The sequence below is a fragment of the Klebsiella sp. RIT-PI-d genome, assembly GCF_001187865.1.
Classification (GTDB): domain Bacteria; phylum Pseudomonadota; class Gammaproteobacteria; order Enterobacterales; family Enterobacteriaceae; genus Superficieibacter.
On sequence record NZ_LGIT01000009.1, the window covers coordinates 894,469 to 906,843 of the forward strand.

The 12,375-nt window shown below is 51.8% G+C and carries 13 protein-coding genes; 5 read left to right on the plus strand and 8 right to left on the minus strand.

Annotation, left to right across the window (positions count from 1 at the left end; translation table 11 throughout):
* Nucleotides 1-25 precede the first annotated feature (25 nt).
* Nucleotides 26-730 carry a CTP synthase gene (locus tag AC791_RS10700; RefSeq protein ID WP_049840423.1) on the plus strand — a complete coding sequence of 235 codons (705 nt, stop codon included), beginning with the start codon at nt 26-28 and terminating at the stop codon, nt 728-730.
* On the opposite strand, the gene AC791_RS10705 is transcribed toward AC791_RS10700, so the two are convergent.
* The 4 genes from AC791_RS10705 to yeaG form a co-directional block, all read right to left on the minus strand.
* Nucleotides 727-1,914 carry a CynX/NimT family MFS transporter gene (locus tag AC791_RS10705; RefSeq protein ID WP_049840424.1) on the minus strand — a complete coding sequence of 396 codons (1,188 nt, stop codon included), beginning with the start codon at nt 1,912-1,914 and terminating at the stop codon, nt 727-729. The genes AC791_RS10700 and AC791_RS10705 overlap by 4 nt on opposite strands.
* A gap of 62 nt (nt 1,915-1,976) precedes the next feature.
* Complete coding sequence (locus AC791_RS10710; RefSeq protein ID WP_049840425.1) at nt 1,977-2,423, minus strand: DUF441 domain-containing protein; 447 nt, start codon at nt 2,421-2,423, stop codon at nt 1,977-1,979.
* A 196-nt stretch (nt 2,424-2,619) separates the two neighbouring features.
* The gene (locus AC791_RS10715; RefSeq protein ID WP_049840426.1) at nt 2,620-3,903 is read right to left on the minus strand and encodes a YeaH/YhbH family protein; all 1,284 of its coding nucleotides are present in this window, start codon (nt 3,901-3,903) and stop codon (nt 2,620-2,622) included.
* Between the two features lie 125 nt (nt 3,904-4,028).
* On the minus strand, nt 4,029-5,963 hold the full coding sequence (gene yeaG, locus AC791_RS10720) for a protein kinase YeaG (RefSeq protein ID WP_049840427.1): 1,935 nt from the start codon (nt 5,961-5,963) through the stop codon (nt 4,029-4,031).
* Nucleotides 5,964-6,394: 431 nt separating this feature from the next.
* Here yeaG and AC791_RS10725 point away from each other — a divergent pair, with 431 nt between their 5' ends.
* The gene (locus AC791_RS10725; protein ID WP_049840428.1) at nt 6,395-7,141 is read left to right on the plus strand and encodes a MipA/OmpV family protein; all 747 of its coding nucleotides are present in this window, start codon (nt 6,395-6,397) and stop codon (nt 7,139-7,141) included.
* A 92-nt stretch (nt 7,142-7,233) separates the two neighbouring features.
* Nucleotides 7,234-8,088 (plus strand): aldo/keto reductase, encoded by an 855-nt coding sequence (locus AC791_RS10730; RefSeq protein WP_049840429.1) that lies wholly within the window; start codon nt 7,234-7,236, stop codon nt 8,086-8,088.
* Between the two features lie 90 nt (nt 8,089-8,178).
* Here AC791_RS10730 and AC791_RS10735 read toward each other — a convergent pair whose 3' ends face one another.
* Both AC791_RS10735 and gapA read right to left on the minus strand, forming a co-directional pair.
* Nucleotides 8,179-9,066 (minus strand): D-hexose-6-phosphate mutarotase, encoded by an 888-nt coding sequence (locus AC791_RS10735; RefSeq protein WP_049840430.1) that lies wholly within the window; start codon nt 9,064-9,066, stop codon nt 8,179-8,181.
* 76 nt (nt 9,067-9,142) lie between these two features.
* A complete protein-coding gene (gene gapA, locus AC791_RS10740) occupies nt 9,143-10,138 on the minus strand; it encodes a glyceraldehyde-3-phosphate dehydrogenase (RefSeq protein WP_049840431.1) in 996 nt (331 codons plus the stop codon).
* 341 nt (nt 10,139-10,479) lie between these two features.
* On the opposite strand from gapA, the gene msrB reads away from it, so the two are divergent.
* Nucleotides 10,480-10,893 carry a peptide-methionine (R)-S-oxide reductase MsrB gene (msrB, locus tag AC791_RS10745; protein WP_049840432.1) on the plus strand — a complete coding sequence of 138 codons (414 nt, stop codon included), beginning with the start codon at nt 10,480-10,482 and terminating at the stop codon, nt 10,891-10,893.
* 40 nt (nt 10,894-10,933) lie between these two features.
* A complete protein-coding gene (locus AC791_RS10750) occupies nt 10,934-11,209 on the plus strand; it encodes a YeaC family protein (protein WP_049840433.1) in 276 nt (91 codons plus the stop codon).
* Between the two features lie 63 nt (nt 11,210-11,272).
* Here the strand turns inward: AC791_RS10750 and yajD are convergent, their stop codons facing one another.
* Nucleotides 11,273-11,617 carry an HNH nuclease YajD gene (gene yajD / locus AC791_RS10755; RefSeq protein WP_049841601.1) on the minus strand — a complete coding sequence of 115 codons (345 nt, stop codon included), beginning with the start codon at nt 11,615-11,617 and terminating at the stop codon, nt 11,273-11,275.
* 103 nt (nt 11,618-11,720) lie between these two features.
* Nucleotides 11,721-12,362 carry a bifunctional nicotinamidase/pyrazinamidase gene (gene pncA / locus AC791_RS10760; RefSeq protein ID WP_049840434.1) on the minus strand — a complete coding sequence of 214 codons (642 nt, stop codon included), beginning with the start codon at nt 12,360-12,362 and terminating at the stop codon, nt 11,721-11,723.
* Between the last annotated feature and the right edge of the window lie 13 nt (nt 12,363-12,375).

The window sequence follows — 12,375 nt, forward strand, 5'->3', positions numbered from 1 at the left end:
ATTAGTCCAGACATAAGGTAACCCCATGGAAACGACACCTTCCCACGCCCTGCGCATTGCGCTTGTTGGCGATTATAACGCCGATGTTCTCGCTCATCAGGCGATCCCTCTGGCCATTGATGATGCCGCAGCGGTACTGAATACCCCGGCACAATACGACTGGCTGCCGACCCGCACTATTCGCAATGAGGACGATCTGGCCGGATATGATGCCATCTGGTTAGTGCCTGCCAGTCCTTATGACAGCCTCGAGGGTGCCATCACCGCGGTCCGTTATGCGCGGCAAAACGCGATCCCTTTTCTTGGCACCTGCGGCGGATTCCAGCACGCCATCCTGGAGTATGCGCGCAACGTGATGGGCTGGAGCGATGCCGCACATGCAGAGACTGACCGTGAAGGACGGATGGTGATTTCACCCTTAGCCTGTTCTCTGGTAGAAAAAAGTGATGCCATTGAACTGCGCGCCAATACGCATATTGCCCGCGCCTACGGTAAAGAGACGATTGAAGAAGGCTATCATTGTAACTACGGGGTCAATGCGGATTTTGCGCGGGCGTTAGAGAATGAACCTTTACACGTCACCGGCTGGGATGAGGAGGGAGAGATCAGGGCCGTTGAACTGACCACACATCCGTTTTTTGTCGCTACCCTGTTTCAGCATGAACGACATGCGCTGGCAGGACGACCTGCACCGCTGGTGCAGGCCTGGTTATACGCGGCCAGCCACTAATTCATATCAATCTCACGGTCGCGTCCGGCGCAGGCACCGAAAACAGCCATCAGTACGGATAGCACTGCACAGGCCAGCAGCGGCACATGCCAGTCGCCGCTGGCATCGTGGATCTTACCCATGACCGGCGGGCCACAGGCCGCCAGCAGATACCCCACCGCCTGAGCCATACCGGAGAGGGCCGCCGCCTGATGCGCTGAACGCGCCCGTAATCCAATAAACGTTAAGCCAAGGATCATGGTTGCACCGGAGCCAAAACCAAACAGCAGCGTCCACAAGACTGCGCTTTGCGGGAAGAACCAGTAACCCGCTGCGCTAATGGCACACATCAGGGCGACTAGCGCTGCAATTCCGCGCTGATCGCGAAGTTTATGTAAAATTAATGGGATAGCCAGGCCTGGTACCGCCGTCGCCAGTTGCAGCAAACCGTGTAGCGATCCTGCCTCGGCTTCGCTGTAACCCTGACCGGTCAAAATAGCCGGCAACCAGCCGATAATGACATAGTAAATCAGCGAGTTAATGCCTAAAAATAAGGTAACCTGCCAGGCGAGCGCCGAGCGCCAGATCCCCCGGCTGTGCTGCATCCCCGACGTGGTTAGCGCCACCGGTTGCTGTCGACGCCATTGTGGAAGCCACAGCAGCAAGGCTAACAACGGGAAGATCATCAGCATCAGTAGCGCCCCGCGCCAGCCGAAGCCGCTTAATGCCAGCGGAACCACCAGCGCTGAACCGAGGGCCGCGGCGCCACCCATCGTCAGTGAATATGCCCCGGTCATTTTTGCCACGTGCTGCGGGAAATCGCGTTTAATCAACCCCGGAAGCAGGACGTTACCCAGCGCAATACCGCAGCCAATAATCGCCGTGCCGGTAAACAGCAGGAGCGATGACGGCAGAGAACGGATGGCGATCCCGACGCATATTAGCAGCATAGCTAAAAACAGACTGCGTTCTATCCCTATACGACGCGCGACGCCTGCGGTCAGCGGCGATATCAGGCCAAAGGCCAGCAGAGGAAGGGTAGTCAGTAGCCCGGTCTGGGCCGTTGTCAGCCCATAGTCTGCGCGTATCGCATCCAGCAGCGGTGCCGCACCGGTAAACGTTACCCGTAGTGTGGTTGCGATCATCAGAATACCGGCAATTAACAGGATGCCGCGTCGTACCGGAGGATTTAAAGCAGAGTTCATAAATTTCTCACAACGTAGAACTGAGGCGTAATCAGTCATGATTACGCCCGATGTAAACAGCGTTACTGCTTGCCAATTAATAAGGATACCAGTCCGGCGGCTATCAACGGACCCACCGGTACGCCGCGAAACAGAGCTACTCCCAGTACGGTTCCAACCAACAAACCGGCGACCAGCTGAGGCTGGTTGCCCATCAGCGTTACGCCGCGACCGCCAAGCCATGAAACAAAGATCCCGATAACAATGGCGACCAGCGATTTCCAGTTCACAAATGAGTGAAGTAGCGTGGAAGGTGGCAGGGTACCGCTGGCGATAGGCGCCATTACGCCAATGGTCAGAATAATAATCCCAACGGTCAGCCCTTGTTTTTCAATCCATGGAAAAAAGGTGCTGAGTGGCGTGACACGGACAATAATCAGTACCAGAATCGCCACTGCGACGGTCGTGTTATGACTGATAAATCCCAGCGCTGCCAGTCCCAACAGGACGAGCAGAGTGATATCAAACATGATAGTAATCCTTACCAAAATAATAAGCGTGCTCATTTTACGCACATGTGCGCGAGTAAAAAGGCTTTTTTGATATTGTTTAACTACACAGCATACGGATCACAGGCGATATAAAACCTGAGGCCGTTACCAGGTCATGTTAGCAGAAACAAATTAAAGAAGGGCGTTTCCCCCGGCGCAGGCGCGGGGGGAAGCGTTAATCACTGGATGTGGCGTTTTGTTTATGGAACAGTTCGCGAAAGACCGGGTAAATATCGTCCTGCTCGCGAATGTGCTGAATAGCGAAATTATCAAACGAAGCCTGAAGATTTTCATATTCACGCCACAATGTTTGATGAGCGCGTCGGGTGATTTCGATATAGCTATAATAACGCACCATCGGCAGAATTTTCTTCGCCAGAAGCTCATGACAAAGTGGCGAGTCATCTGCCCAGTTGTCGCCATCCGAGGCTTGCGCCGCGTAGATATTCCACTGCGCCGGATCGTAGCGTTCCTTCATCACTTCATCCATAAGCTTCAGGGCACTCGATACAATCGTTCCGCCGGTTTCCTGCGAATAAAAGAACTCGTGTTCATCGACTTCTTTTGCCTGGGTGTGATGGCGAATATAGACAACATCGACGTTTTTATAAGTACGGCTCAGGAACAGATAGAGCAGAATATAAAAGCGTTTCGCCATGTCTTTCGTCGCCTGATCCATCGATCCTGATACATCCATCAGGCAAAACATCACCGCCTGACTTGATGGCTCCGGGCGCTTTTCATAATTTTTGTAGCGTAAATCGAAGGTATCAATAAACGGCACCCGTTCAATTTTGGCCCGCAGTTCCGCGATCTCTTTACGCAGTCGCTCCTCTTCAAGCAGTTGGACAGGTTCGCTTTTACTGAGGGTATCGAGATTGACTTCCAGTTCGCGTAATTCACGGCGCTTGCCGGCCGTCATCGCGGTGCGGCGGGCAAGCGAATTTTGCAGCGAGCGTACCACGCTGATATTTGCCGGAACCCCGTTTGAGGTAAAACCGGCACGATGCGTTTTATATTCGTTCATCTGCCGGTGTTCATTTTTCTTCAGATTCGGTAGCGCCAGATCTTCGAAAAGCAGATCCAGATATTCATCTTTGGAAATCTGGAACACAAATTCGTCCTGGCCTTCGCCATCCTGACTTGCCTGTCCTTGCCCACTTCCGCCGCCGCCACCACCGCCCTGAGGGCGTTCAATACGATCGTTCTGCACGAAGTGATCGTTTCCGGGATGGACGCGGCTGCGCTCGCCGCCGCGTCCCTGGTGAAACATCGGCTCGTTAATATCGCCTGCGGGAATAGAGACGGACTCTCCACTTTCAACGTCCGTTACGGAACGTTTGTTAATGGCTTCGGAAATGGATTGTTTGATTTGTGATTTATAACGGCGTAAGAAGCGCTGACGATTTACCGCGCTCTTATTTTTACCGTTCAGTCGTCGGTCAATGAACCAGGTCATATGCCCCCCGTACTGCTTTTGCCAACTTCACGCGGCGCGATTATCTGCCGAAGGCTTAGCGCTCCCGCCAGACAGCACGCATCTTTATTCTGGCCCGGCGAGCATCGTGCTGCCGGGCATCAGTATTATGATGATTTACGGACGCGTAAATACCATTCACACAGCAGGCGAACCTGCTTGCGGGTATAGCCTTTTTCCATCATCCGATCGACGAAATCGTCGTGCTTTTTCTGTTCGTCTGTTGACGTCTTAGCGTTAAACGAGATAACCGGCAACAGTTCTTCGGTATTCGAGAACATTTTCTTCTCTATGACAGTACGCAGTTTTTCGTAGCTGGTCCAGTTCGGATTCCGTCCGCTGTTATTCGCTCTGGCACGCAGTACGAAGTTAACAATTTCATTACGAAAATCTTTTGGATTACTGATCCCCGCCGGCTTCTCGATTTTCTCAAGCTCGGCATTGAGTGCCTCACGGTCGAATAGCTGCCCGGTGTCGGGATCGCGGTACTCCTGATCCTGGATCCAGAAATCCGCATAGGACACATACCGATCGAAAATATTTTGTCCATATTCGGAGTAAGACTCCAGATACGCAGTCTGGATCTCTTTGCCGATAAATTCAGCATATTTCGGGATCAGGTACCCTTTGAGAAACTCAAGATAGCGCTCAGCCAGGTCCTGCGGGAACTGTTCGCGTTCGATTTGCTGCTCCAGCACATAAAAAAGATGTACCGGGTTTGCGGCCACTTCTGCATGATCAAAGTTGAAAACGCGGGATAAGATTTTAAACGCAAAACGGGTGGACAGGCCGTTCATACCTTCATCCACGCCAGCGTAGTCCCGATACTCCTGATAGGATTTCGCTTTCGGATCGGTGTCCTTCAGACTTTCACCATCATACACGCGCATTTTGGAGTAGGTACTGGAGTTTTCCGGCTCTTTAAGACGAGAAAGAATGGTAAAACGCGCCAGCGTTTCCAGTGTACCCGGTGCGCAGGGCGCATGGGTCAGTTCACTGTGATCGAGCAATTTCTCGTAGATTTTTATCTCTTCAGAAATCCGCAGGCAGTACGGCACCTTAACGATATAGACACGGTCAAGGAATGCCTCGTTATTTTTGTTATTACGGAATGTCACCCATTCAGATTCGTTTGAGTGGGCAAGAATAATGCCGTTAAAAGGCAGCGCTGAAATGCCTTCTGTACCGTTATAGTTGCCTTCCTGGGTAGCCGTGAGCAGGGGATGCAGCACTTTAATCGGCGCTTTGAACATCTCGACGAATTCCATGATCCCCTGATTTGCGCGGCACAATGCCCCTGAATAGCCGTAGGCATCGGGATCGTTCTGCGCGTGGTTTTCCAGTTTGCGAATATCGACTTTACCCACCAGCGCGGAAATATCCTGATTATTTTCATCGCCCGGCTCGGTTTTAGCGATGGCAATCTGTTCCAGGATAGAAGGCCAGACCTTCACGACGCGAAATTTAGTGATATCGCCGCCAAACTCATGCAGGCGTTTTGCCGCCCACGGCGACATAATTGTGCCAAGATAACGGCGAGGGACGCCATACTCTTTATCCAGAATTTGTGCATCTTCCTGAGGGTTAAACAGGCACAATGGATGATCGTTTACCGGACTACGATCGCCATCCGCACTTAACACATAGATGGGTACGCGCTGCATAAGCGCTTTCAGGCGTTCAGCTAATGACGATTTACCACCGCCAACAGGCCCAAGCAAATACAGGATCTGTTTCTTCTCTTCCAGCCCCTGAGCCGCATGTTTGAGATACGATACAATTTGCTCAATGGCGTCTTCCATACCGTAAAACTCTTCAAAAGCCGGATAGCGTGCGATGACCCGGTTCGAAAAGAGACGTGATAGCCGTGGCTCCTGAGCAGTATCAACCATTACTGGCTCACCGATTGCCGTTAATAATCTTTCTGCCGCATTGGCATAGGCGCTGCGATCCTGGCGGCAAATAGTAAGAAATTCCTGCAATGTGAACTCTTCGTCCTTGGCAGCTTCATAACGCTGGCGATAGTGATCGAATATATTCATGGCATGCCGTCCTTTCGTTTTTAGCACAGGTAAAGAGCCGTTCATATGAATAATAGAGGCTCCAGAAAGAGGTAGGCTGAGCCACGCTCATTCACACTCCAGCAACCATTATGCCAGGTTGTAAGAGACCAGAAGACCACGTGCCCGGCGATACACCTTCTCAATAAAGCGTAGATGGCATTTGCAAAACCTGCCTGTGAGCCAAACCCAATTTCAATGACATATCAATAACTCATCGCCAGAAAATCCGGATCGTCTGAGGCAGGATGGCGGTAATTCACTGGGCTGTCATGAATATGAAAACCTTTTGTCATTGATGGTAATGATATTAAAAAGTTTATCCACGTAATGTTCTTGTAAATAACTTGGGATGTGGGGAAAGGGCGGTTACACTTTCACGGCAGATAATTTGATACAGGAAAGAGCGAATTGTGACTAAATTCAAACTTCTGGCACTGAGTGTGCTAATTGCTTCTTCAGCATCCGTGGCGCAGGCCGCCGGCCCCTGGACTGTGGGCGCGGGTGTTGGCGTCATACAGAACCCCTATAAACAGTACGATGATGACGTTTATCCTGTACCGGTAATCGCTTATGAAGGTGATGATTTCTGGTTCCGTGGCCTCGGCGGCGGATATTACTTGTGGAATGACAAAACGGATAAGCTCTCGATCACGGCCTATTACTCTCCGCTTCATTTCAAACCGCATGACAGTGATAACAATCAGCTGCGCCAGCTCGATCGTCGCCGTTCAACGCTTATGGCCGGTCTGACATACGTTCATGAAACGCAGTATGGCTTCCTGCGCACTACGCTTGCGGGCGACACGCTGAATAACAGTAACGGGATCAGTGCCGATGCAGCCTGGCTTTACCGTTATACCAATGACCGTCTGCGCGTTACGCCGGGTATTGGGGTTGAGTGGAATAGCGAAAACCAGAACGACTACTACTATGGCGTTTCCGGTAAGGAAGCGCAGCGTAGCGGCCTCAAGCGCTACAATCCAAACAGCAGCTTCGATCCGTATCTCGAGCTGACCGTCAGCTATGGGCTGAACGACAACTGGAATATCTACGGCTCAGGGCGTTATACGCGCCTGTCAGACGAAGTGTCTGATAGCCCAATGGTTGATAAGTCCTGGTCCGGACTTTTCTCGACCGGGGTAACCTATACTTTCTGATAGTGCAAACTAACAGTGCATTCTGTGCAATAAAACAGGGCGATTTCGCCCTGTTTTGCATTACGGTAGTGCAGAAGATCTCAGGAGGCGTTATGACAGACAAAGTGATTCATTTCAGCGAGGGGGCCACGCTTGCAGCCATCGGCCAGGGCACATGGTATATGGGTGAAAATCGCAGCCAGCGCGCTGCAGAGGTCGCTGCATTGCGTGCGGGCGTAGAGCACGGGCTGACGCTTATTGATACCGCTGAAATGTACGCCGATGGTGGGGCTGAAGAAGTCGTAGGTGAAGCGTTGAAAGGCATCCGCGACCAGGTTTTTCTGGTTTCGAAGGTCTATCCGTGGAACGCCGGGGGCAAAAAAGCGATTGCCGCCTGCGAGGCCAGTTTACGCCGTTTAGGCACCGATCATCTCGACCTTTATCTGTTGCACTGGCGAGGCAACTATTCCCTGGACGAAACCACAGAAGTCATGCAGACGCTTATTGAGCAGGGGAAAATTGCCCGCTGGGGTGTCTCCAATCTGGACCACGACGATATGCAGGCGTTGTGGCAGGTTGATGGCGGAAAACAGTGCGCGACCAATCAGGTGCTTTACCATCTCGCCTCACGCGGAATTGAATATGATCTGCTGCCATGGTGCCAGCAACAATCGCTGCCGGTGATGGCGTATTGCCCCCTGGCGCAGGCGGGGCGCTTACGCAGCGGTCTGATGAACAACAGTACGGTGACAGACATTGCCGCGGCACACAATGCCACTGCGGCGCAGATCCTGCTGGCCTGGGTTATCCGCCATCAGGGCGTAATGGCCATTCCGAAAGCGTCAAGCGTGGCGCACGTCGCGGAAAATGCCGCAGCGATAAACATTGTGCTCAGTACCGACGATCTCGCAAGGCTGGATAGCGCCTTCCCGCCACCGCAGCGTAAGATGCCGCTCGACGTCGTGTAACAGGAGCAGAACGGAGAGGGCAGGTGCGCATCATCTGCGTTACCCCATAAATGCCGGGTAAGCGAGCGCCACCCGGCACACCGGCAGAGGTTACTGACGTTTAGCGATGCGAATGGTCTGCGCCAGACGAGACGGTTTTTCTTCGCTGGTTTTTTGCGTCGCCGTTGCGCACGCTGACTCAACACACACGAACGTTTTATAACCGTCATCAGGCATATCACCCATGCTGGCAGAGAGCGCCGGGCCCGGGTTCCAGCCAACCACATTATTATGGTGATGGTGGATCACTTCGATGCTGCGATTAAGCGCGCTATCGTGGATCACGCTGCACGCTTCTGGATTCAGGTACACCCGGTCGGTGCGATCGGGAAAGGTCTGTACGCCGTCCGTCAGTACGCCTTCCTGTGCGTCATTCACTTTATCAATATAACGATCGCCAAGACCGCTCACCTTGACCGCACTGATATCACCCACATTAAAATAGGTGTGCAGCGCTGAAGTGGTTTCAAATTCACCGTGCGCTTCCAGCTCAATCTCACAGGTTTTACCCAGTTTGTAGCGGGCATACAGGGTGAAATCATGCGGCCAGTACTGGCGTGACGCATCGCTGCTTTGCAGTTCAAACGTCAATACCACGCCGGTATCATCTTCGTTATGCGCTTTCAGCGTCCACGGCAGGTTGCGGGCAAAGCCGTGAGAGGGCAGACCTGACTGCTGTGCCGGACCAAACCACGGCCAGCAAATCGGGACACCACCGCGCAGCGCAACGCCGTGCTTAAACGGCGTGTTGCCACTTAGCCACAGGACGTCTTCTTCTCCTGCCGGTTTCCAGGAGAGCAGATGCGCACCCTGCAGCGCAATTGAAGCTTTTACCTGCGGATGGTCAATAACAATGACATCCAGCTCGTCAAGCTGTCGTTGAGAAAGAACCGGGGTGATCTGTTCGACTACAGGTAGAGCAAAAATTTGATTAATCATTTAACGCAATCCTCTGTCTTCAAAACAAAAAAAGAGCGACCTAAGTCGCTCTTTTGTATTCATGTCTCATCTCGTCTTATTTGGAGATGTGAGCAATCAGATCCAGAACTTTGTTAGAGTAACCGGTTTCGTTATCGTACCAGGAGACCAGTTTCACGAAGTTGTCGTTCAGTGCGATACCTGCTTTAGCATCGAACACGGAAGTGCAAACTTCACCGTTGAAATCGGTGGAAACAACGTCGTCTTCGGTATAACCCAGAACGCCTTTCATGTCGCCTTCAGAAGCGGCTTTGATAGCTTTCTTGATTTCTTCGTAAGAAGCTGCTTTTTCCAGACGAACGGTCAGGTCAACAACAGATACGTTAGGAGTCGGAACGCGGAACGCCATACCGGTCAGTTTGCCGTTCAGTTCTGGCAGAACTTTACCTACTGCTTTAGCAGCACCGGTAGAAGACGGGATGATGTTCTGTGCTGCGCCACGGCCGCCGCGCCAGTCTTTGTGAGACGGGCCATCAACGGTTTTCTGCGTTGCGGTGGTTGCGTGAACGGTGGTCATCAGACCTTCGATGATGCCGAAGTTGTCGTTGATAACTTTTGCCAGCGGCGCCAGGCAGTTAGTGGTGCAGGATGCGTTAGAAACGATGTCCTGGCCTTCGTATTTGTCAAAGTTAGCGCCTTTAACAAACATCGGGGTGTTGTCTTTGGACGGGCCAGTCAGAACAACTTTTTTCGCACCAGCAGTGATGTGTTTACGCGCGGTTTCGTCGGTCAGGAAGATACCGGTTGCTTCAGCAACAACGTCAACGCCAATTTCGTTCCATTTCAGGTTAGCCGGATCTTTTTCTGCGGTAACACGGATGGTTTTGCCGTTAACAACCAGATGGCCGTCTTTCACTTCTACGGTACCGTTAAAACGACCGTGAGTGGAGTCATACTTCAGCATGTACGCCATGTAATCAGCGTCCAACAGATCGTTGATGCCAACGATTTCAATGTCAGAACGTTCCTGAGCAGCACGGAAAACAATGCGACCGATACGGCCAAAACCGTTGATACCTACTTTGATAGTCATATATTCCACCAGCTATTTGTTAGTGAATAAAAGGTTGCCTGTAAAATTACAAAAACCTTACGCAGCGTCAAGCGGAATCGTGTCAATCATTGCGACAAATCAATCCTCTGCCTAACCTTTAGACGACTGACGCTATCCGCTTTTCTTTAGGGCTAAATAGCACTTGAGGGCTGCGCCCGGAATTTTAAAGGGCCAGCCGGATAAAAATGTGAGCGCCATCACAATAATCGGGGTAACCCGACACACCGGGTAAGTTTAGAACAAATATCGCAGGCTTGATGTTAATGTTTTGTTAGAATAGGCTTATAAACGTAAGTGAGACTACCGCGAGATGTAAGAAAATGGCAAATAAACCCTCTTCCGAAGCGCTCAAAGATACGCTTAACGAAATGCAATTTTATGTGACGCAAAATCATGGCACTGAACCGCCGTTCACCGGGCGTTTACTGCATAATAAACGTGAAGGCGTTTATCATTGTCTGGTTTGCGATGCGCCGTTGTTCAATTCTCAGTCAAAATACGAGTCAGGGTGTGGCTGGCCGAGTTTTTTCGAGCCGGTCAGTGAAGAGGCCGTTCGTTCACTGAACGATTACTCACACGGAATGCAACGTATTGAGATTCGGTGCGGAAACTGTGATGCTCATCTTGGACACGTGTTTCCCGACGGGCCACAGCCGACCGGCGAGCGTTTTTGTGTTAACTCTGCGTCCCTGAGCTTTACGGATGACAACGACGGTGAACAAATTCAGGGCTGAAAAATCGATTCAGCCATTATTCCAGTAGCAGGAGCAGAGCATGGATCTCGACAAAATGATTGAGAGCATGACCCCGGAAGTTTATCAGCGGTTGATGACTGCCGTTGAGTTAGGTAAATGGCCCGATGGCGTGGTGCTGACGCCGGAGCAAAAAGAGAACAGTCTGCAACTGGTGATGTTATGGCAGGCCCGGCACAATACCGACGCTCAGCACATGACAATTGACACCCGCGGTCAGATGGTTATGAAGACGAAACAGCAGCTAAAAGAAGATTTTGGTATTACGCCGCAGCCCATTGCCACGTTCAAATCCTGAACACGGCTGAGCATCTATTTTTTCACGCCCGACGAACCTGTGCAGTCGGGCGAATGAGCGAGATTACTTTTTATTCAGCATCGACTTCAGGTCGGCAAACGGATTGTATTTTGCCGCGCCGACACTGTCCTGAGCATCTTCTCCCGCCACCACCGTCGAGCCATACTGATCGGCCTCGGTATATTTTGAGTGCTCATGGTCGTGGCAGAACAGGCACAGCATCTCCCAGTTACTGCCATCTTCAGGGTTATTTGAGTGATCGTGATCGATATGATGCACGGTCAGCTCGCGAAGATTGGAATAGACGAACTCGCGGCTGCACCGTCCGCAGACCCACGGGAACAGCTTGAGAGCTTTCTCACGATACCCGACTTCTAGCCGGGCATAATTTTTAGGAATAAAGGCCATATTTAAAGCTTCCAAAGTAATGATGATGCCCGTGATGGCAGACATCATCTGAGTCCTATTAATTAAGGCGCACGGGAACAGGCACCAGAGTGCTGTCGCGGCGTTAATCCTGCGTTTCGAGCCAGTCCGCCAGCGTATAAAGCGTGGCTCCGCTCACCGACATCTCCATAAAGGCGTGCGCGCCATCTTCTGCTGTGAGGTTTACCGCCCGGCAGCCATCGGTAATGACATTAACGTTGTAGCCAAGCGCCAGCGCATCCAGCACGGTAAATTTCACGCAGTAGTCCGTCGCCAGTCCCAGAATGATAAGCCCGGTAATATTGTTCTCATGCAGCCATGCATCAAGGCCAGTTTGCTGACGATGTTCGTTATCAAAAAAAGCGCTGTAGCTGTCTATCAGTGGATTCTGGCCCTTACGAAAAACGGCGTCAATGGCACCCGCATTAAGCAGCGGGTGTAACCGGGCGCCTTCACTTTCCTGAATAGCATGATCGGGCCAGAACGTCTGGGGAATGCCGTCCAGCGTGCCCTGGGTAAAAGGCTCCACGCGTTGTTGACTGGCAAAGCTGCCATGATCGGCCGGATGCCAGTCCTGACAGGCGACAATCTTGTCACCGCGCAGACGGCACCAGGCGATTAGCGCGTTAGCCACATCAACGGTGCTGTCGCCTTCGGGAACCGCCAGCGCGCCACCAGCGCAGAAGTCATTCTGGATATCAACCAGCAACAGGGCTCGTGTGGTCATTATTATTCCTTAT

What these genes read in the sequence shown, in the direction of transcription:
- gapA (WP_049840431.1), bottom strand. Translation starts at nt 10,138, where the DNA reads ATGACTATCAAAGTAGGTATCAACGGTTTTGGCCGTATCGGTCGCATT.
- msrB (WP_049840432.1), top strand. Translation starts at nt 10,480, where the DNA reads ATGGCAAATAAACCCTCTTCCGAAGCGCTCAAAGATACGCTTAACGAA.
- yeaG (WP_049840427.1), bottom strand. Translation starts at nt 5,963, where the DNA reads ATGAATATATTCGATCACTATCGCCAGCGTTATGAAGCTGCCAAGGAC.
- AC791_RS10735 (WP_049840430.1), bottom strand. Translation starts at nt 9,066, where the DNA reads ATGATTAATCAAATTTTTGCTCTACCTGTAGTCGAACAGATCACCCCG.
- AC791_RS10710 (WP_049840425.1), bottom strand. Translation starts at nt 2,423, where the DNA reads ATGTTTGATATCACTCTGCTCGTCCTGTTGGGACTGGCAGCGCTGGGA.
- AC791_RS10700 (WP_049840423.1), top strand. Translation starts at nt 26, where the DNA reads ATGGAAACGACACCTTCCCACGCCCTGCGCATTGCGCTTGTTGGCGAT.
- yajD (WP_049841601.1), bottom strand. Translation starts at nt 11,617, where the DNA reads ATGGCCTTTATTCCTAAAAATTATGCCCGGCTAGAAGTCGGGTATCGT.
- AC791_RS10730 (WP_049840429.1), top strand. Translation starts at nt 7,234, where the DNA reads ATGACAGACAAAGTGATTCATTTCAGCGAGGGGGCCACGCTTGCAGCC.
- pncA (WP_049840434.1), bottom strand. Translation starts at nt 12,362, where the DNA reads ATGACCACACGAGCCCTGTTGCTGGTTGATATCCAGAATGACTTCTGC.
- AC791_RS10705 (WP_049840424.1), bottom strand. Translation starts at nt 1,914, where the DNA reads ATGAACTCTGCTTTAAATCCTCCGGTACGACGCGGCATCCTGTTAATT.
- AC791_RS10715 (WP_049840426.1), bottom strand. Translation starts at nt 3,903, where the DNA reads ATGACCTGGTTCATTGACCGACGACTGAACGGTAAAAATAAGAGCGCG.
- AC791_RS10750 (WP_049840433.1), top strand. Translation starts at nt 10,934, where the DNA reads ATGGATCTCGACAAAATGATTGAGAGCATGACCCCGGAAGTTTATCAG.